This window comes from Helcococcus ovis (genome assembly GCF_004524775.2).
In the GTDB taxonomy this organism is placed as follows: Bacteria; Bacillota; Clostridia; order Tissierellales; family Peptoniphilaceae; genus Helcococcus; species Helcococcus ovis.
Genome location: NZ_CP119081.1, coordinates 197416 through 216073 on the forward strand (window position 1 = coordinate 197416; position 18658 = coordinate 216073).

At 26.7% G+C, this 18658-nt stretch carries 21 protein-coding genes and 1 riboswitch; of the genes, 15 read left to right on the top strand and 6 right to left on the bottom strand.

Translation table 11 applies throughout. The features are described 5' to 3' along the window. Positions 1 to 77: 77 nt before the first annotated feature. A complete protein-coding gene (locus EQF90_RS00920; protein ID WP_134711384.1) occupies positions 78 to 431 on the top strand; it encodes a CidA/LrgA family protein in 354 nt (117 codons plus the stop codon). Continuing rightward, positions 428 to 1132, top strand: coding sequence for an LrgB family protein (locus EQF90_RS00925; protein WP_134711385.1), 705 nt, complete (start codon positions 428 to 430; stop codon positions 1130 to 1132). The genes EQF90_RS00920 and EQF90_RS00925 overlap by 4 nt, the downstream gene beginning before the upstream one ends. Positions 1133 to 1209: 77 nt before the next feature. On the opposite strand, the gene thiT is transcribed toward EQF90_RS00925, so the two are convergent. Continuing rightward, a complete protein-coding gene (gene thiT, locus EQF90_RS00930) occupies positions 1210 to 1755 on the bottom strand; it encodes an energy-coupled thiamine transporter ThiT (RefSeq protein WP_134711386.1) in 546 nt (181 codons plus the stop codon). Between the two features lie 99 nt (positions 1756 to 1854). Then, a riboswitch (TPP riboswitch) is annotated at positions 1855 to 1940 on the bottom strand. Positions 1941 to 2121: 181 nt separating this feature from the next. On the opposite strand from thiT, the gene EQF90_RS00935 reads away from it, so the two are divergent. From EQF90_RS00935 to EQF90_RS00950, 4 genes are all read left to right on the top strand, one after another. Next, positions 2122 to 2610 (top strand): CarD family transcriptional regulator, encoded by a 489-nt coding sequence (locus EQF90_RS00935; RefSeq protein WP_134711387.1) that lies wholly within the window; start codon positions 2122 to 2124, stop codon positions 2608 to 2610. Further along, entirely contained in the window at positions 2607 to 3716 is a 1110-nt protein-coding gene (locus EQF90_RS00940) for a PIN/TRAM domain-containing protein (protein WP_134711388.1), read from the top strand. Before EQF90_RS00935 ends, EQF90_RS00940 begins: the two co-directional genes overlap by 4 nt. Positions 3717 to 3731: 15 nt before the next feature. Then, positions 3732 to 4880 carry a DUF1002 domain-containing protein gene (locus EQF90_RS00945; protein WP_134711389.1) on the top strand — a complete coding sequence of 383 codons (1149 nt, stop codon included), beginning with the start codon at positions 3732 to 3734 and terminating at the stop codon, positions 4878 to 4880. Positions 4881 to 4950: 70 nt separating this feature from the next. Further along, complete coding sequence (locus tag EQF90_RS00950; RefSeq protein WP_134711390.1) at positions 4951 to 5580, top strand: 50S ribosomal protein L25; 630 nt, start codon at positions 4951 to 4953, stop codon at positions 5578 to 5580. Between the two features lie 361 nt (positions 5581 to 5941). On the opposite strand, the gene EQF90_RS00955 is transcribed toward EQF90_RS00950, so the two are convergent. Both EQF90_RS00955 and EQF90_RS00960 read right to left on the bottom strand, forming a co-directional pair. Next, on the bottom strand, positions 5942 to 7246 hold the full coding sequence (locus EQF90_RS00955; protein ID WP_134711391.1) for an NCS2 family permease: 1305 nt from the start codon (positions 7244 to 7246) through the stop codon (positions 5942 to 5944). 59 nt (positions 7247 to 7305) lie between these two features. Then, a complete protein-coding gene (locus EQF90_RS00960; protein ID WP_134711392.1) occupies positions 7306 to 8610 on the bottom strand; it encodes an NCS2 family permease in 1305 nt (434 codons plus the stop codon). Between the two features lie 209 nt (positions 8611 to 8819). Between EQF90_RS00960 and EQF90_RS00965 the strand changes: the two genes are divergently transcribed. From EQF90_RS00965 to EQF90_RS00985, 5 genes are read left to right on the top strand one after another with little or no spacing between them, the layout of a single operon-like run. Then, complete coding sequence (locus EQF90_RS00965) at positions 8820 to 9965, top strand: THUMP domain-containing class I SAM-dependent RNA methyltransferase (protein WP_134711393.1); 1146 nt, start codon at positions 8820 to 8822, stop codon at positions 9963 to 9965. Position 9966: 1 nt separating this feature from the next. Continuing rightward, positions 9967 to 11082 (top strand): PP2C family protein-serine/threonine phosphatase, encoded by a 1116-nt coding sequence (locus EQF90_RS00970; protein WP_134711394.1) that lies wholly within the window; start codon positions 9967 to 9969, stop codon positions 11080 to 11082. 10 nt (positions 11083 to 11092) lie between these two features. After that, entirely contained in the window at positions 11093 to 12367 is a 1275-nt protein-coding gene (locus EQF90_RS00975) for a glucose-6-phosphate isomerase (RefSeq protein WP_134711395.1), read from the top strand. Between the two features lie 18 nt (positions 12368 to 12385). Continuing rightward, on the top strand, positions 12386 to 12925 hold the full coding sequence (locus tag EQF90_RS00980) for a phosphatidylglycerophosphatase A family protein (protein WP_134711396.1): 540 nt from the start codon (positions 12386 to 12388) through the stop codon (positions 12923 to 12925). Next, positions 12918 to 13523, top strand: coding sequence for a ribonuclease H1 domain-containing protein (locus EQF90_RS00985; RefSeq protein ID WP_134711397.1), 606 nt, complete (start codon positions 12918 to 12920; stop codon positions 13521 to 13523). The genes EQF90_RS00980 and EQF90_RS00985 overlap by 8 nt, the downstream gene beginning before the upstream one ends. A gap of 92 nt (positions 13524 to 13615) precedes the next feature. Here EQF90_RS00985 and mscL read toward each other — a convergent pair whose 3' ends face one another. Next, positions 13616 to 13981 (bottom strand): large conductance mechanosensitive channel protein MscL, encoded by a 366-nt coding sequence (gene mscL / locus EQF90_RS00990; protein WP_134711398.1) that lies wholly within the window; start codon positions 13979 to 13981, stop codon positions 13616 to 13618. Positions 13982 to 14098: 117 nt separating this feature from the next. Here mscL and EQF90_RS00995 point away from each other — a divergent pair, with 117 nt between their 5' ends. From EQF90_RS00995 to bcp, 4 genes are read left to right on the top strand one after another with little or no spacing between them, the layout of a single operon-like run. Next, positions 14099 to 14905 (top strand): aminoglycoside 6-adenylyltransferase, encoded by an 807-nt coding sequence (locus EQF90_RS00995; RefSeq protein ID WP_167604053.1) that lies wholly within the window; start codon positions 14099 to 14101, stop codon positions 14903 to 14905. After that, positions 14902 to 16101, top strand: a complete 1200-nt coding sequence (locus EQF90_RS01000; protein ID WP_134711400.1) for a D-alanyl-D-alanine carboxypeptidase family protein — start codon at positions 14902 to 14904, stop codon at positions 16099 to 16101. Before EQF90_RS00995 ends, EQF90_RS01000 begins: the two co-directional genes overlap by 4 nt. A 10-nt stretch (positions 16102 to 16111) precedes the next feature. Then, a complete protein-coding gene (locus tag EQF90_RS01005) occupies positions 16112 to 16933 on the top strand; it encodes a Cof-type HAD-IIB family hydrolase (protein ID WP_167604055.1) in 822 nt (273 codons plus the stop codon). 10 nt (positions 16934 to 16943) lie between these two features. Beyond that, a complete protein-coding gene (gene bcp, locus EQF90_RS01010) occupies positions 16944 to 17402 on the top strand; it encodes a thioredoxin-dependent thiol peroxidase (RefSeq protein WP_134711402.1) in 459 nt (152 codons plus the stop codon). A gap of 232 nt (positions 17403 to 17634) precedes the next feature. Here the strand turns inward: bcp and EQF90_RS01015 are convergent, their stop codons facing one another. Both EQF90_RS01015 and EQF90_RS01020 read right to left on the bottom strand, forming a co-directional pair. Further along, entirely contained in the window at positions 17635 to 18435 is an 801-nt protein-coding gene (locus tag EQF90_RS01015) for a DUF3169 family protein (RefSeq protein WP_167554124.1), read from the bottom strand. Continuing rightward, complete coding sequence (locus EQF90_RS01020; protein ID WP_134711404.1) at positions 18419 to 18640, bottom strand: helix-turn-helix transcriptional regulator; 222 nt, start codon at positions 18638 to 18640, stop codon at positions 18419 to 18421. The genes EQF90_RS01015 and EQF90_RS01020 overlap by 17 nt, the downstream gene beginning before the upstream one ends. Positions 18641 to 18658 lie beyond the last annotated feature (18 nt).

An 18658-nucleotide genomic window follows, 5' to 3' on the forward strand; every position in this document is an offset into this window, starting at 1 on the left:
AATATATTAAAAAACTTTGATATTATTTTAAAATGCTAGTAGAATAATAAAAGTATTGTTTTTTATTAGGAGAAATTATGAAAAATTTAAAAGGAATATTTATTATTTTTACTTGTATGTTTTTGGGAGGAATTATTAGGGGAATTGTCCCGGTGCCTATTCCTGATGTTGTATATGGTATGTTAGTTTTAACTGTATTATTAATTTTGAAAATTGTGAAGGTTAAAGATGTTGAAGATACATCTGATATGTTATTAGCTCATTTAGGATTATTATTTGTTCCTCTTTCTGTATCTTTAATGACTAAATTTGATTTATTAGGTCCAAATTTATTAAAAATATTATTAATTTTATTTGTTACAACATTTATAACTATGGGGGTAACTGCAAAAGTAGTTGAAATGGTACAAAAAATTGGAGGTATAAAATGATGGATTTAGTACAATCTTTTTCTAAATTACCTGCTTTTGGGATATTTATAACGGTAGGAATTTATATTATAGCATTAAAAATTAGTGAAAAAACTAAAATAGCAATATTAAATCCTTTGTTAGTTACTTCAACAGTTGTTGTTTTATTTTTATTGATTTTAGGTATAAAATATGATGATTATAACAAAGGTGGTATTTACATTACATTTTTAATTGGTCCATCTACAATTGCCTTAGTAGTTAATTTATATAAAAATTTAGATTTGCTAAAAAGAAATTTTTTAGCAATATTTATAGGAGTAATAGCCGGGGTTATAACAGCTATTGTTTCTGTGTTTTTAATGACTAAGCTTGTTGGTTTGGAAGGAGATTTAAGGATTTCTTTAGTGCCTAAATCCTTAACCACAGCTATAGGTGTTTCAATTTCTGAAGAATTTGGAGGTATTGCTTCTATAACGGTTTTTGCAATAATTCTTACTGGTATAATAGGAGCGGTTATTTCACCATTTGTATTTAAGGTATTTAGAATAAGAGATAGGGTTGCAAAAGGAATAGGGTTAGGTACTGCCTCTCATGCTGTAGGCACATCAAAAGCTATACAAATGGGAGAAGTAGAAGGAGCTATGAGTGGTCTTTCTATTGCTTTAGCAGGATTTATATCAGTAATATTAATTCCGATTTTTATAAGTATATTTAAATAGAGAAACTAAAAGGGGCTTTTGCGAATAATTAAAAAATTATTTTGCAAAAGCCCCTTTTTTGATCTATATAAAATTAATTACATTTGTTTTTTTAGTATAGTTGTTAAATATTTCCAGAATAATCCCATAAAAACAAGGAATATTAGTAATTCCGGGCCTAAGTAGGTTATATTATATATAAACGAATAATATACAGGCGACATCCCTTTAGGGGTATATTGTGCAAAATATATTATTCCGGAAAGAAAATGTACAACTAATCTCAGTAAATATGACAAAATTATAAATGGTATATATCCCTTAAATTCAGATTTATTATTTAGATATGTTAAACCTGCAATACCCATTAATGAACTTGGTAATGGATAATCTAAAATTACTTGAATAGGATGAACTATTTCAGGTTTTATAATGAGTGTTATTACACCAAATATTGCACCAACAATCATTCCTGCTGGGGCTCCCCATCTGATAGCAAAAATCATTAGGGGTAATAATTTTAATGAAATGCTGCCTCCTTGAGGCATTTTATATAGCTTAAATTGTGCTAAAATAACTGATAAAGCTAACATTATGCCAGCTTCAACAATCATTTGAGTATTAAAAAATTTGTTTTTATTCATTTTTTCTCCTATTAAATTTGAATGGAAGATTTACAAATAAAAAAACTAACAAAAAAAACTACCAATGGGTTAGGTAGTTTTAAATAAATGCTTATAATATTTGCTTTTACTTCACTTTCCTACGCTATCATTATATAGATCAGGTCAAGGGTACTTCTCAGCTTAATGCGCCCCTAGTGACGATTTTATTATAGCTTATAATTTTTATATAATCAAATTTGATATATAGATATCAAATTTTACAAAAAGGTAATATAAAACTCATATTTTAAACATATTTATAAACTAAAATTTAAATTGATACACGATATTATCTAAATTTACATTATTTGATTAAAGTAGTATAATTTATATAAGGAGGGTATCATGTATAATATTGGTGACAAAATAGTTTATTCTATACACGGAGCAGGTACAATTGAAGATATTCAAGAAATTGAAATTTTAGGTAATACAGAAATGTTTTATATTTTAAGGTTTCCTATTAATGATATTACTATTTCAGTTCCGGTTACAGAAAGTGAAAAAATTCGCCCTGTAATTACAAAAGAAGAAGGAAAAGCTGTAATGGAAATATTAAGATCTGATGTTACTGAAATGTCTCAAAATTGGGGAAAGAGATTTAGAGATAATCTAGAACATATAAAGACAGGAAATATATTTGAAATAGCTGATATTGTTAGAAATTTAAGTATTTTGAGTCAAAAAAAGGGATTATCTGCATCTGAAAATAAAATGTTAATAAATGCTAAGAGAGTTATGGTATCTGAGCTGGTGATAGTTGGATCTATGACTAAAGAAGAAGCTATGGCAATGATAGATGATGCAATTACTTTAGAACAGGAGAATATATGATAAAAAAAATTATTAGAATAGTCATATCACTTCTAGGTATTCCTCTAGGATATGGTATTTCTAAATTATTATTAGAAAATATGTTTGTTTTTAATAATAATTTTGTGAAGTATTCTTTTAATGGGATACTCATAGTTTTGATGACTATTTTATTTTATTTAATAACACCTTATTTTATAACTAAAATAGAAAAAATGTTTGATAGATTAGAAGGGCTACTTATTAAAGAACCTAAGGAAGCATTGATAATTGGTTTTGTTGGAATTATTTTTGGAATTATTATTGCGTTTTTATTAAGTTTACCGATTTCAATGTTAGCATTAACAGGGATATTTGAAATTATAAAAATAATTGTAGCAATAATAATTTATTTAACATTTGCAAGTTTAGGGTATAGATTTTCATTAAAATATAAAGATGATATTTTGAAATTATTTAAGAGAAAAAATTCAAGTGAAGATTTTGAAAAAAGATATTTATCAAAAAAGTCAAAAAGTTTACAAACAATTGTTTCCGATAAAGTTGTAGATACATCTGTTTTAATTGATGGTAGAATTAAACAAATTGTTGAAACGGGATTTATAGAAGGAGATTTAATAGTACCTAATTTTGTGCTTCAAGAATTACAATTAATAGCTGATTCGGCAGATGACTTAAAAAGAGAACGTGGAAGAAGAGGACTGGATATTGTAAATGATCTTAGAAATTCTAAAAAAATAAACTTTAGAACAACAGCGAAAAATTATGAGGACACAAAAGAAGTAGATATTAAATTATTGAAATATGCTAATGAAACAGGGGCATCAGTACTAACTAATGACTTTAATTTAAATAAATTGGCAGTAATACAAAATATTAAAGTGTTAAATATTAATGATTTAGCTAATTCTGTAAAGACTGTTGTATTGCCTGGTGAAAAAATGATAGTAAATATTATTAAAGAAGGTAAAGAAAAAAATCAAGGATTGGCATATTTGGATGATGGAACCATGATAGTTGTAGAAGAAGGGAAAGGCTTAATTGGACAACAAGTTGAAGTTGTAGTTTCAACAGTTTTACAAACAGCTGCCGGAAAAATGATATTTACTAAAATTATAAATAGTTAATTTAGGGAGGATAATTTGAAAAAAGGAGTAATTAGATTTATAGCATTAGTGCTAGCTATATTAATGTTAGTAGGGATTGTAAGTACTATATTTACAGCACATGCGGCTTCTATGCCTGATGAAGTATATGGATATGGTGCAGGATTAAATAAAAAAGAAGTAGAAGATACTGCAAAATTATTAGGAATTAGGGATTTAAATATTACTCAAGTACCTATAAAAGGAATAGATACTTCGAAATATTTGGGAATACAATCAACTGATGATGAAATGATTTCATCAGTTTATGTAAAAAAAAATAATAATAAAAATATAACTGTAGAAGTTACAACACCACTTTCAATACAAAAAGTTACATCTATTCAATATTCAAATGCTGCAATTACGGCCGGATTAGAAAATGTAGATATAAAGGTTGCTGCTATAACTGCTGTTACAGGAGAATCAGCTTTAGCTGGAGTATATAAAGTTTTTGAACAATCAGGGATTGCAATAGATAGGCAAAAAACAAAAGTTGCAAATAAAGAAATTGAAGTTGTAAATAAAGTTTCAGATGAACATAAAGGGAAAAAGGGTTTTTCTAAAGATAAACTAAATAAAGTTGTTATTGACGTAAAACAAAAGTTATTAGAAGAAAAAAAATCCGGAAAAGATTTATCTAATGAAAAAATAAAAAATATTGTTGAAAATTCTGTGAAAAATGGTGATTTAAATCAAATTATAAATAATGTAAATATTGAAAATTTAACATTGTATTTTAAGGATTTTATTAATATTGATAATTTAAATATAAATGTGGTTCAAGAGCAATTAAATAATTTAGTGAAGAATATACCAAATATAGCAAATAAAGAATTGGACAACGCTAAAAAATTCTTAAATACTGAAGAAGGAAAGAATTTTTTAAATAATGTCAAAGATAATCTTACAAAAGAAAATTTAAAAAAAATAGCAGACGGCGTTAAAAATGCTTTAGATTCAGAACAATTTGAAAATGCGTTAAACTCTGTTAAAGATAATTTGAATACAAAGAAGTTAACAGAAATGATAGATGGAGTTAAGAAAAATATTTCTAATGATGGGGTCGGATTTTTATCAAGAGTATTAAATGGTATTGGAAATTTTTTCAAATCATTGGTTAATTCATTAAAAAGTTTATTTTAAATTAGGATAATTAGCAAAAATATGGTATAATATCAAAGCGATTGATATTAATTATTAAATAGGAGGCATAATGAGCGAATTAAAATTAAATGCTGAGCTAAGAGAAGGAAAAGGAACCGGAGTTTCTAGAAAACTAAGAAGAGAAGAATTAGTGCCAGCACAATTATATCAAAGAGAAAAAGAAAACATTAATTTACAAGTTGTAGCAAAAGAGTTGGATAAAGTTATAATAGAAGCAGGTACTTCAACAATTATAACTTTAGTTGTAAATGGAGAAGAAAAAAATGTTTTAATCAAAGATTTCCAAAGACACCCATTTAAAAATCAATATTTACACGTTGACTTTTTAGGTGTTAATATGAATGAAACATTAAGAGTTTCAGTTCCGGTTGTATTATTAAATAGGGATGAAATCAGACTTCAACCATCAGTGTTGATGCAACAATTAGAAGAAATAGAGATTGAAACATTACCAAAAAACATGCCATCAGAAGTAATATTAGATGTTGAAAATATGGAATACAATGATGTATTTTATGTTAAAGACTTATCTATTGTAAATGATGAAAATATTACAATTTTAACAGATTTAGAAGAAGTTGTATGTACATTATTAGAACCTCAAGAAGAAGTTATTGAAGATGATGTAGAAGTTTCAGCAGCTGATGTTGAAGTAATTGGTAAACAAAAAGAAGAATAAAATTAACTGTTATTTATTTAATATCAGTATTAAATAAATATTGTTGGTGAAAAATTAAAGTAACATATTGAGAGAATTAGAGAGTAAAATTTCTAGTTCTTTTTTATTTTTATCTCTTGCAAGTGCAAGGTAAAATTATGATTGAATAATGTAATTCAAAAATATCTCATAAATTTATTTGTTAAATTGATTTAAATGTATTGAAAAACTAAAAAAGTGAGATAAAACTAAAATCGTCTTATCTCACCGGGGCTTATTTTATACTAATTAATATAAAATATCATATTATAATTATGTTAATATATTTTTACCATATTTGGATATAACATTATTACTAAAACTTTTACCTTATATATAAATATTAAAGTGGTAAAAACATGTATCTCAATATAAATATAAATGTCAATACATATAATAGTGGACTAACTTTTTTATGTTGTCCTGTAGCAATATTTACTATAGTATATGAAATAATACCGAAAACGATTCCCTCTGCAATTGAATATGTGAATGGCATTGATGCTATTGTTATAAATGCAGGAATTGCAACTGTAAAATCATCCCAATTTATTTTTTTTACTGCAGTTGACATAAATATTCCTACTATGATAAGAGCTGGAGCAGTTGCTGATGAAGGCACCAATAGGAATAGTGGGCTTAAAAATAGAGATATAAGGAAAAAGCACCCTGTAATGACTGATGTTAGTCCTGTACGTCCACCTGCTGCGACACCGGCAGAAGATTCAACGAATGTTGTAACTGTTGATGTACCAAGTAATGCTCCTAAAGTTGTGCCGATGGCATCTGACAAAAGAGCTTTGCCGGCTCTTGGTAAATTTCCGTTTTTATCTAAAGAATTTGTTTTTGATGCTACACCTGCAAGTGTTCCAACTGTGTCAAACATATCGACAAATAGGAATGTAAATATTGAAATCATTAGTGATGCGTTTAATATATTTGAAGGGAGTTGCACCTTAAATGCCACATTTTCCAGTCCTGATGGGATTTTGAAAAATGTGAAATCTGAAGGGATTTTAGTAACACCCATTGGAATTCCAATTATTGTAGTTATGATAATGCCTAATAGAATAGAACCTTTTACATTTTTAGCAACTAATACTGCTGTGATAATTATTCCTAGCATTGCAAGTAATGTTGATGATTGGGTAATTTTCCCCAGTGAAAGTATTGTTGCACCGTCACCTGTTATAATGCCGGCATTGTTAAAACCTATAAGAGCGATGAAAAATCCAATTCCTACTGAAATAGATTCTTTTAAATCTCTAGGGATAGAATTAAAAATTGTTTCTCTTATTTTGAAGAATGAAAGTAAAATAAAGATAATACCTTCAAGTAAAATTATAAATAATGCCTCTTGCCATTTAAATCCATATTTTAAGCAAACAGTATATGTGAAATATGCTGAAAGACCAATTCCCGGTGCTAGAGCAAAAGGGTATTTTGCGAATAATCCCATGATTATTGTTGCTACACCTGCCGAAATAGCAGTTGCGATGAATACACCATTAAAATCCATACCTGTTTTAGATAACATATCCGGATTTAAGAATAAGATGTATGCCATCGTCATAAAAGTTGTAAGTCCGGCGATAAACTCTGTTTTAAAATTTGTTTTATTTTCTTTTAGTTTAAAAAATTTTTCCATAAATTTCTCCTTAATAAAATATATATAAAAATAAGGATGATAAAATCACCCTTAATTTATTAAGCATTTAAGAATAAATATCTTAATAAAAATAGTCCTGATAATACTAGTACAAGAGGACTAATTTCTTTATATTTTCCTGAAAATACTTTTATAATTGTGTATGAAAGCACACCAAATACAATACCTTCAGAAATTGATTCTGTGAAAGGGATTGCTGCAATTGTTATAAATGCAGGGATGCCTTCTGTGAAATCTTCCCAATTAATTTTTAGTAATGGGCTTGTCATTAAAAATCCTACAATAATTAGTGCAGGAGCTGTTGCAACCGCAGGAACAAGTAAGAATAATGGACTAAAAATAATTGATAAAAGGAAAAATATTCCTGTTACTATAGCTGTTAAACCTGTTCTACCACCTTCGGCAACACCTGCTGATGATTCAACAAATGTTGTAACTGTAGAAGTACCAAGTAAAGCACCTAATGTTGTACCGATTGCATCTGCAAAAAGAGCTTTTTCAACTCTTGGTAAATTACCATCTTCATCAAGCATATTTGTTTTAGAAGCAACACCTGCTAGTGAGCCAACTGTATCAAACATATCTAAAAATAGCAATGTAAATAATGAAATCCAAAATGATTGCTCTAAAATATTTTTAGGTATTGCAATTTTAAAAGCAACTTCTTGGAATCCATGAGGGATGCTTATAAGACTGAAATTTGCAGGTGTTTTTGTTATTCCAAAAGGAATTCCTATTAATGTTGTAGCGATAATACCGATTAAAATAGCACCTTTTACTTTTCTTGCGACTAAAATAGCTGTGATTAAAATACCTAAAACTGCAACAATAGTAATTGGACTAGAAATATCGCCTACAGAAATCAATGTCCCATTTCCTGCTTTTACAAGACCGGCACTTTGGAAGCCTAGAAATGCAATAAAAAACCCAATCCCAACGGAAATTGAATTTTTTAATGTTACAGGAATTGATTTAAAGATTACTTCCCTGAATTTTACAGCTGAAAGTAAAATAAAAATAATACCTTCCATTAAAATAATAAATAGGGCTTCATTCCAAGTATATCCATATTTTAATACAATTGTGTATGTAAAATAAGCATTAAGACCCATACCAGGTGCTAATGCGAATGGATATTTTGCTAAAAGCCCCATTATAATACTTGCAACTGCTGCTGATAATGCTGTTGCAACAAATATTCCTTGTTGATTCATCCCGGTTTCTTTTAACATGCCAGGGTTTACAAATAGTATGTAAGCCATTGTCATGAATGTAGTGATACCAGCGATTATTTCAGTACGGATATTCGTACCATTTTCTTTAAGTTTAAAAAACTTTTCCACATAATCCTCCGAATTATTTCAGTAACATCTAACACAATTATTTTATCAAGAATAAAAAAAATGTCAATAATATTATTAACTATATATAGTGTGTTTTTTATTTATTGAGTATAGAATATATAATATGTAGATAGGATTTTTGTGAGATAATATTTATATTTTTATTAACAATTTTATGATTTCTTGGTATAATCAAAAAGGAGGTTTTCATGATAGATAATTATAATATTTACATCTCTACTGTATTTGGATTGGAATCAGTAGTTAAAAAAGAGTGTGAAGCTTTAGGATTCAAGGATTTAAAAGTTTCAAATAGTAAAATTGAATTTGTTGGAAGTCAAAGAGATATTGTAAAAGCTAATTTATGGCTTAGATCAGCAGAGAGAGTTTATATTAAACTTTTAGAATTTAAAGCATTAACATTTGAGGATATATATGAAAATGTAAATAACTTTGATTGGGAAAATTATCTTTCAGAAAATGGTAAAATACTTGTTTCAGGAAAATCTTTAAAATCAAAATTGTATTCTATTTCTGATAATCAGGCAATCACTAAAAAGGCGATTATTAATAGATTGTCAAAAAAATATGATAAATCATGGTTTGATGAAACAGATGAAGAGTATAAAATAAGTATTTCAATTTTGAATGATATTGCTACAGTTAGATTAGATACTTCAGGAGTAGGATTGCATAAAAGAGGATATAGAACTAAGCAAAATGAAGCTCCTATGAAAGAAACATTAGCTGCAGCTTTGATACAAATTTCAAATTGGAATAAAAAAAGTGATTTTATTGATTTGTTTTGTGGTTCAGGCACTATTCCTATAGAAGCAGCATTGATTGCAAAAAATATAGCTCCGGGAATATCAAGAAGTTTTGATTTTATTAATTGGAAGTTTTTTGATAAAAATATTTATAAAGAAGAAAAAATTAATGCGTATAATTCAATAAATGATAAAGATGTTAAAATTATAGGTTTTGATATAGATAAAAAGGCTATAGAAATAGCAAAAGAAAACGCAGTAAATGCAGGTGTGGAAGAATATATAAAATTTGTAGTAAAAGATGTTAAAGATGTGGGATTACAAAATAATTTTGCCACAGTAATTTCTAATCCTCCATATGGGGAGAGAATTGGAGAAAAAGAGGATTTAGAAAAGATATATAATGCAATATCTAAAATCACAAAAAAATACACTACACTATCATTTTATTTTATTACATCTGATGGAGATTTTGAACGCAAAATAAATATGAAATCAGATAAAAAAAGAAAGTTATATAATGGTCGGATAGAGGTTAATTATTATCAATTCTATGGACCTAGTATTTTAGATTTATTGGGAGGCTAAAATGAAATTTGAGCCCAAAATAGAAAATTTTACAAGATATGTTCAAGGAGCAAACTTCAGGTTCTTGGATGCTATGGAAGATCTTGTAAGAATTAGAGACCATAATGGAGAAATTCTTTTTGAAAATAAATCAATGAGAGATTTAATAGAAAATCTTATTATTAAAAATAAAAGAAGATTAATATCGCCTCAACTTTTTTTAGAATTATATGAAAAAAGAAAACAAGGAAAAGATTTATTAAAAAGAGAAGTAAATATTGATGGTAAATTATATTCAATAAATGCATCCCCTATATATAATGATATTGGAGATTTAGAAGGATATATCGAAGTTTTTAGAGATATAACTTCTGAAAGAAATACAACAAAACAATTATATATTGCCAATAGAAAAATTAATGAAGATATCCAAATGGCGAAGAAGATTCAAAAAAGTATTCTTCCGAAGAAAAAAAAGTATAAAAATATTTCTTTTCAATTTGCACACGTTCCTTCTGATAATTTGTCAGGAGATGTATTTGATGTTATAGAGATAACTAAAAATAAGTTTGGTATATACATTGCTGACGTTGTTGGGCATGGTATTTCTGCATCAATAATGACTATGTTTATAAGACAGTCAATGAGAAGCATAGTTCAAGAAGATGAAAATTTAAGTCCTTCAGAAACTATACAAGAATTGAAAAGTATGTTTAGTCAGCTCAATTTGGATATTAGTCAGTATTTTACAATTGTATATATGGTTATGGATACTGATAAAAAATTATTAAAATATGTTAATGCAGGACACAATTGTGCACCTATTTTATTTAATTCTTCAAGATTAGGATTTTTACAAAATTGTGGATATTTTATATCTAATTTATTTGAAAATGTTAAATTTAATGAAAAAGAATTATATTTAAACAAAGGTGATAAAATATTAATATATACAGATGGTTTGACGGAAACTACAAATTATTTTGGAGAATTTTTTGGGGAAGATAGATTAGTAAAATGGATAAGAAAAAATCGCAATGAAAAACAATTTGTAAAAAAACTTATAAATGAAGTTGAAATTTTCAGATACAATAAACAAGTTGATGATATTGCGATATTATATTTAGAGTTAATTTAAGGAGTATAAAATGAAAATTGATTTAAGTAAAGCTGTTTTAGAAAATAAAATTGAAGATATAAAAGAAGAAGTATTAAGAGCTCAACAAATTTTGGTTGAAGGTGAAGGTGAGGGAAGTGATTTCTTAGGATGGTTAGATTTACCAATTAACTATGATAAAGAAGAATTTGAGAGAATAAAAAATGCTGCTAAAAGAATTAGAAAAAATTCTGATGTATTAGTAGCAATAGGGATTGGGGGATCATATCTAGGTGCACAAGCTGTACTTTCAGCATTAACAAATAGTTATGCAAAAAATAAACCAGAAGTAATATTTGTTGGTAATCATTTATCTTCTACAGAAATCGTAGAATTAAAGGAATATTTAAGGGACAAGGATTTTTCAATTAATGTAATCTCAAAATCCGGAACAACAACAGAACCGGCAATAGCATTTAGAATTTTTAAGGAATTATTGGAAGAAAAATATTCTGAAGAAGAAGCAAAAAGTAGAATTTTTGCTACAACAGATAAGGAAAAGGGGGCATTAAAAACATTAGCAACACAAAAGGGATACGAAACTTTTGTTGTGCCGGATAATGTTGGAGGAAGATTCTCAGTTTTAACAGCTGTAGGATTATTGCCAATTGCGGTTGCAGGAATTGACATTGATGCTCTAATGCAAGGGGCAGCTGATTATAGAAAAGAAGTTTTAGATAAAGAATTTGAAGAAAATGATGCGTTGAAATATGTTGCCATGAGAAATGTGTTATATAGAGAAGGAAAAGATATTGAAATTTTAGTAGCATATGAACCAAAATTAAAATTCTTCAATGAATGGTGGAAACAATTAGAAGGTGAATCAGAAGGAAAAGATGGAAAAGCATTATTCCCTGCAAGTGTAATATTTACAACTGATTTACATTCATTAGGACAAATTATTCAAGAAGGTAAAAGAAATATTTTTGAAACAGTAATTTCTGTAGATACGCCAAAATATGATATTAGCATTAAATCAGATGAAGATAATTTGGATGGACTAAATTATTTAGTAGGGAAGACGGTTGATGAAGTAAATAAAGTTGCAACAAAAGCTACAGTTGATGCTCATGTTGATGGTAATGTACCAAATATTGTATTACACTTAGAAAAGATTGATGAATACAATTTAGGAAAAATGATTTACTTCTTTGAATATGCAATAGGTGTATCTGGATACGTTTTAGAAATCAACCCATTTAACCAACCGGGAGTAGAAAAATATAAAGCAAATATGTTTAAGATGTTAGAAAAACCAGGATATTAATATAGAAAGAGAATATTTATGGGAAAAAAAAGTAATTTAGAATCACAATATAAGCATTCAATTGAACAATTAACTCAAAAAACTAAGGAAGAACTTTTAGAAAGAGGAGTAACTATTGATGACATAGCAGAAATAGTTATGAAACTTCAAAGTCCATATATAAAGGATTTGTCTATTGAATTTTGTAAATATTCAATTAATAAAGTATTAGAAAAAAGAGAAGTAGTAAATGCGGTTTTAACAGGAATACAATTAGATAAATTAGCAGAAAAAGATTTAATTGAAGAGCCTATTTTGAGTGTTATTAAGTCAGATGAAGGTTTATATGGAATAGATGAAATCCTTCCTTTATCAATTGTAAATTTATATGGGTCAATTGGATTAACGAATTTTGGATATTTGGATAAAGAAAAAATCGGAATAATCAAAAAAGTTGACGAAGCAAAAGCTGGAGCTGTAAATACGTTTTTAGATGATATAATTGCTGCTATAGCAGCAGCTGCAGCTTCAAGGATTGCCCATAGTTTAAGAGAACCAAATAAAAAGCATTATGAGTAAGAAATATTACGCAGTTAGAGTTGGTAGAAAAACGGGTATTTTTTCTACTTGGGACGAATGTTCAAAACAAGTTATAGGATTTAAGGGTGCAATTTATAAAAGTTTTTTAACAAAAGAGGCAGCTCAAAATTTTGTTGGAAATATTGAAAAAGTAGAAATCTCAAAAGATTCAATTAAAGATAATGAGATAATAGCTTATGTAGACGGGTCTTATAATATAAGTACCGGAGAATTTGGATATGGAGTAATTTTGCTTGATAACCATCAAGAAATTACTTTTAATAAAGTAATTTATGATGATGAATTAAAAAATCAACGTAATGTAGCAGGCGAAGTATTTGGTTCAATGGCTGCTATAGGCAAAGCTATAGAACTAAAAAAATCTAAGATATATATTCATTTCGATTATATGGGTATAAAAGCATGGGCTATAGGAGAATGGAAAACAAATATTCAACTTACAAAGGATTATAAAAAATTTATAGATGAAAAATCTTCTTTAATAGATATTGAATTTATAAAAGTAAAAGCTCATTCAAATAACAAATATAATGACATAGCTGATAGACTAGCGAAAAATGCGGTTGGTATAAAATAAAATTCCCATTGATGCCACGAGTCCTCGCTCCGTAAGGAGCTGCGGAGGTGGCTATATGGGAATTTTATTTTATTATGATAAAACTATTTTAATTATTTATTTTTTAATAAATCTCTAATTTCAGTTAATAAAACTTCTTCTTTTGAAGGAGCTGCTGGAGCTTCTTCTTTTGGTTTTTGAGTTTTGTTATAAGCTTTAACTATTACAAACATCACAAATGATACTATAAAGAATGTAATAACTGCATTAATAAAATTACCAATCATAAATGTAACGCCTGCTATAGTAATTTGTAATTTTGAAAAATCAATACCTGCTGTTAAAGCACCTACTAAAGGCATGATTAAGTTATCTACTAAAGCTTTAACTACTGCTCCAAAAGCACCAGCCATGACTACAGCAACTCCTAATCCTAAAACATTACCTTTATTTATAAATTCCTTAAATTCTTTTAACATATTCTCCTCCTTTCTGTATATTTTATACCCATTATATTTATATATACACATAATGTCAACATAAAAGTTGATTATGACATATTATTATTATAAAATATGATAAAGGAGTATGCTTTGATGAAAGAAAATAATATATCAGTAATTTCAAAAAAATTACATGAAATTGAAGAAATAAGAAGTTTAGTTAATATATCTTCTAAAAGTGAAGTAGTATATAAATATGTTTTCGGTGTGACTGATTTTGAAAAAATAGATTTATATATTAAGGTTTTTACAAATGAAAATGATATTGTGATTAGTAAGCTTAATAACTATTTTGTGAATGAATATGAAGTTATATCTTATAAGTTTATTAATAATACAAAAAATATCATAGAATTAACTTTTGTGAACAATAATAATATATTTGAATATTTATCAGGTAATGAAAAAAATATGATAGTTTTTGATAAAGATAGAGTTTTTAAAGATTTATCTGAGCAAAAATCAAATAGTAATTGGATAATGCCTAAAGAGGATGAATTTATTGAGGAAATTATACAATTTTTATTTAATCTTTCTGAAATAGCGTTATGTTATAAGAAAAAAAATTATATAAAAGTAAGTTTATTAAAGAATGATTTATTGGATAATTTAATTTATATGTTAAATTGTTATATATCTTTAAAATATAATAATCATGTGATAGTTAATCAATATGGAAATGGACTTAGAGATTATTTAGAAGAACAAAAATTTAATGAATTTGAGTATATTGTTTTGGAAAGTTCAAGAGATGATATATGGACAATAATTTTTAAATCTGCTCAGTTGTATAGAACTATTGGTCTATATATATCTGAAAAATTAAAATATACATATCCTAAAAGAGAAGATGTTAAAATAATGAATATTTTAAGAGAAATTTATAAGGAAGAACAATGAAAAAAAGGTTTTTAAGTTTAATATTAACGTTTGTATTAATTATTACATTTGTTCCATTTTCATATGCAGCGAATTTTACATACGAAAAACAAATAAAATCTATGCTTATAGTTGATGTAAATAGTGATAAAATATTATACAAAAAAAACATAGACAAAGCATTACCTATTGCATCAATGTCTAAAATAATGTCTTTACTTGTATTAAAAGATGCAATTAAAGATGGAAAAATAAAAATGACAGATATTGTTACAATTACAGAAAATTCTGCAAAATATAATATGCCGGGGTATTCTTCTTTTGATTTAGTAAAAGGTGAAAAGGTATCAGTTGAAAATTTATTAAAAGCTTCCATGATTGTTTCGGGGAATGATGCTACAGCAGCTTTAGCTATTCATCTTGCCGGGAGTGAAGAGAAATTTGCAAAATTAATGAATGATAAAGCAAAAGAATTAAAATTAAAAAATTCAAGTTTTATTAATCCTACAGGATTGACGATTGAAAAAGATAAAAAGAAAATTTTTAATAAAATGTCAGCAGATGATTTATTCAAATTATCAAAACATTTATATAAAAAATATCCTGAAATTGAAGAATATGGAAAAATAGCTGTATTAGATGTTGCTGAAAGAAAATATTCTAGAAAATCTACATTGCCGCTAAGAGATAAACAGCCTGGATTAATAGGTTTGAAGACGGGATATACAGAGGAAGCAGGATATTGTTTTGCAGGAATATTTGACTTATCAAAGAACGAGAAAAAAATAAATACTAAAATTTTTACTTTAGTTATAGGTGCTGATTCGGAAGAGATGAGGACAATCACTACAAATGAATTAATTGATTTTACATTGAATAATTTCTATTTAAATGATGAAATTAATAAAGATAAATTCATAACGGAAATTTATGTTCCGAATTCAGTAGATAAGTATATTAATCTTTATCCCTCGGAAAATTTTAAAGAAATAATTAAAAAGGGAACAATTATTGATTCGGAATATAAAATAAAAGAAGGTATTTATGCACCATTAGAAAATGGACAAGTTATAGGTGAAATAAAACTTTTTGAAAATGGTAAACAAATTAAAAAGATTAATTTAATTAATAAAGGATATAAATCTAAAGAGAGTTTTATTTCAAATATAATTAGTAAAATAAAAACATTTTTTGATGATTTAATGCAATTTATATAAGGAGTTAATGATGAAATATTTATTTTTTGACATAGATGGTACATTATTAAGTCATACAGAAGGAATATCTAAATCTACGATTGAAGCGTTAAAATTAGCTAAAGATAATGGCCATAAGATATTTATATGTACAGGTAGATCATATAGCGAAATACCACAATTAATTTATACATTTAATTTTGACGGAGTAATTGCAGCAGCTGGAGGATATGTAAAAGTTGGAAATGAAGTAATTTTCAATAAAATTATGCCGGAGCATTTAATAGATAATATTATTTATCAATTGGACAAAATGGATATACCATTTATGCTTGAAGGAGTTGAAAAAACATATTCACATAAAGATGCTAGATATATTTATGATGAGAGAAATTTGAAGAGAAAAGCAATAAAAGATAAAACTAAATATGAACATTCAGCTTATGATTACAGGATACCGGAACTATTTACAATAGATGAATATTTTAGTAATAGAACACCTATCAGCAAAATGACATTATATGGAAATGGTCCGGAAAGCTATTTTGAATTAGAACAATTTATTGATAAAGATTTTTATTTATTGAAGTATGATATATATGCTGAGTTAATTAGTAAAGGAATAAGTAAGTTAACAGGTATAGAAAAAGTAATGAATTATTTAAATGCAAGTATTAATGAAACCTTTGCATTTGGAGATAGTTTAAATGATTATGAAATGATAAGAGGAGCAAATATAGGGATTGCTGTAGGAAATGCTTCTGAACCTGTAAAGAAAATAGCTGATTTCATTACAGATGATATTCATGATAATGGAATATACAATGCTATGAAGCATTATAATTTAATTTAAGGAGGAATATATGTTAAAAATTGGAGATAAGGCACCGGAATTTAGTCTTGAGAATCAAGAGGGAAAAATTGTAAATTTATCTGATTTTAGAGGTCAAATAGTTGTTCTATATTTTTATCCGAAAGATAATACACCGGGATGTACAAGTCAAGCTTGTGGTTTTAGAGATATAAATGAGGAGTTAGAAAAGATGAATGTTAAACTTATCGGAATAAGTAAAGACAAGATTTCATCTCATACTAAATTTATTGAAAAATATGGACTAAATTTTGATTTGTTGTCTGATCCTGAAAAAGAAGTACACGAATTATATGGAACATTAGATGAGAAATCTATGTTTGGGAAGTTGGTGTTTGGAACATCTAGAGATACATTTATTATAGATGAAGAAGGCAAAATAAAAGAAATTTTCAGAAAAGTAAAAGCAAAAGATAATCCTTTTGAAATTTTGGATTATCTGAGAAAATAAGAAAGTTATTTTTATATTGTTTTGTAAAATTCGGAAATAGTTTATAGAATTAGGAAATAGTTTATAGAATGCTGGGAAATTTTTTAAAATAAGAAAGTCAAATCAAGCATACAATTTTGTCCGTAAGGAGCATAAGTTTTCGTCAAAAATCCCTAGATATTGAAATCTAGGGATTTTTGACGTGTTTTATTAAATTATTTAAATATTTTTAAGCTTGTTTGATATAAACACTTTACTGAATTTTACCCTTTTTTGATAATTTGTATGCTTCAATTTGATATGTTAAATTTGCACATATACTAATTATTCCGCATATAATTATTGGCAATATACCGGTATTAAATATTATATGTGTTATTAATAAAGTTATTAATAAAAATTCAATCAATTTTTGTATAAAAGTATATGATTTAAATGCAGCTCTATATATTATTGCTTTTTCTGCTTCATCACAAGATTCAACCCATTGCTCTGTAAATTTTAATGATGAAGGATCTCCGTATCTGTCGGGATAAACTTTTATTACAAGATTAACAAATCTCATCAAATAAATAGCTTCGTAAAATGATGAAATAACAAATATTATAGATAATAAAAACCATACACTTAAATTAATAGTTTTTATATTAATATTTGTATAAGACACTGCATAAATTAATATTATAAGTACTGAAACAATAGAAATGATACTTATTGAGATAGCACCATATCTACTAAGTTTTAGTTCTTTTATATCTGCTTCATTATCGTCTTCAATTCCTTTTATTATTTCATTACCTAAAATTTTTATTTTGTATATAAATAGTTCACCTAAAAATAACTCTATTGATAATAGTATGCTAATAATATAAAATCCATAAGATTTAATTGTTTCAGGTATTTTATTCATTAAATTTGAAAATTTTATAAATATTTCTGATTTAATTTTTAAGCCGTAGATTATATAACCGATTGAAAAACCTATTAAAAATCCAATTAAAAGTGATATTAAGAAAATTAATATAAATTTTAGTATTTTATTTTTGATTTTCATTATTTTCCTCCTCATAAATAAAAATTTTTTCTACGGTGGTATTACATATTTTAGCGATTTTTAATGCTAAAGATACTGAAGGAGAATAATCTCCACGCTCTATTAAACTTATTGTTTGCCTGGATACTCCACATAATTTGCCCATTTCTGTTTGATTAACACCGATTTTTGAACGGTATTCTTTTAAATTATTAAACAATGGCATATTTATTCCTTTCTAAAA

Coding starts and splice junctions, on each gene's coding strand:
- EQF90_RS01020 (WP_134711404.1), bottom strand. CDS start 18,640: ATGCCATTGTTTAATAATTTAAAAGAATACCGTTCAAAAATCGGTGTT.
- EQF90_RS00965 (WP_134711393.1), top strand. CDS start 8,820: ATGATAGATAATTATAATATTTACATCTCTACTGTATTTGGATTGGAA.
- EQF90_RS00975 (WP_134711395.1), top strand. CDS start 11,093: ATGAAAATTGATTTAAGTAAAGCTGTTTTAGAAAATAAAATTGAAGAT.
- EQF90_RS01005 (WP_167604055.1), top strand. CDS start 16,112: ATGAAATATTTATTTTTTGACATAGATGGTACATTATTAAGTCATACA.
- EQF90_RS00925 (WP_134711385.1), top strand. CDS start 428: ATGATGGATTTAGTACAATCTTTTTCTAAATTACCTGCTTTTGGGATA.
- EQF90_RS00940 (WP_134711388.1), top strand. CDS start 2,607: ATGATAAAAAAAATTATTAGAATAGTCATATCACTTCTAGGTATTCCT.
- EQF90_RS01000 (WP_134711400.1), top strand. CDS start 14,902: ATGAAAAAAAGGTTTTTAAGTTTAATATTAACGTTTGTATTAATTATT.
- EQF90_RS00980 (WP_134711396.1), top strand. CDS start 12,386: ATGGGAAAAAAAAGTAATTTAGAATCACAATATAAGCATTCAATTGAA.
- EQF90_RS00935 (WP_134711387.1), top strand. CDS start 2,122: ATGTATAATATTGGTGACAAAATAGTTTATTCTATACACGGAGCAGGT.
- thiT (WP_134711386.1), bottom strand. CDS start 1,755: ATGAATAAAAACAAATTTTTTAATACTCAAATGATTGTTGAAGCTGGC.
- EQF90_RS00995 (WP_167604053.1), top strand. CDS start 14,099: ATGAAAGAAAATAATATATCAGTAATTTCAAAAAAATTACATGAAATT.
- mscL (WP_134711398.1), bottom strand. CDS start 13,981: ATGTTAAAAGAATTTAAGGAATTTATAAATAAAGGTAATGTTTTAGGA.
- EQF90_RS00950 (WP_134711390.1), top strand. CDS start 4,951: ATGAGCGAATTAAAATTAAATGCTGAGCTAAGAGAAGGAAAAGGAACC.
- EQF90_RS00985 (WP_134711397.1), top strand. CDS start 12,918: ATGAGTAAGAAATATTACGCAGTTAGAGTTGGTAGAAAAACGGGTATT.
- EQF90_RS00920 (WP_134711384.1), top strand. CDS start 78: ATGAAAAATTTAAAAGGAATATTTATTATTTTTACTTGTATGTTTTTG.
- bcp (WP_134711402.1), top strand. CDS start 16,944: ATGTTAAAAATTGGAGATAAGGCACCGGAATTTAGTCTTGAGAATCAA.
- EQF90_RS00955 (WP_134711391.1), bottom strand. CDS start 7,246: ATGGAAAAATTTTTTAAACTAAAAGAAAATAAAACAAATTTTAAAACA.
- EQF90_RS01015 (WP_167554124.1), bottom strand. CDS start 18,435: ATGAAAATCAAAAATAAAATACTAAAATTTATATTAATTTTCTTAATA.
- EQF90_RS00970 (WP_134711394.1), top strand. CDS start 9,967: ATGAAATTTGAGCCCAAAATAGAAAATTTTACAAGATATGTTCAAGGA.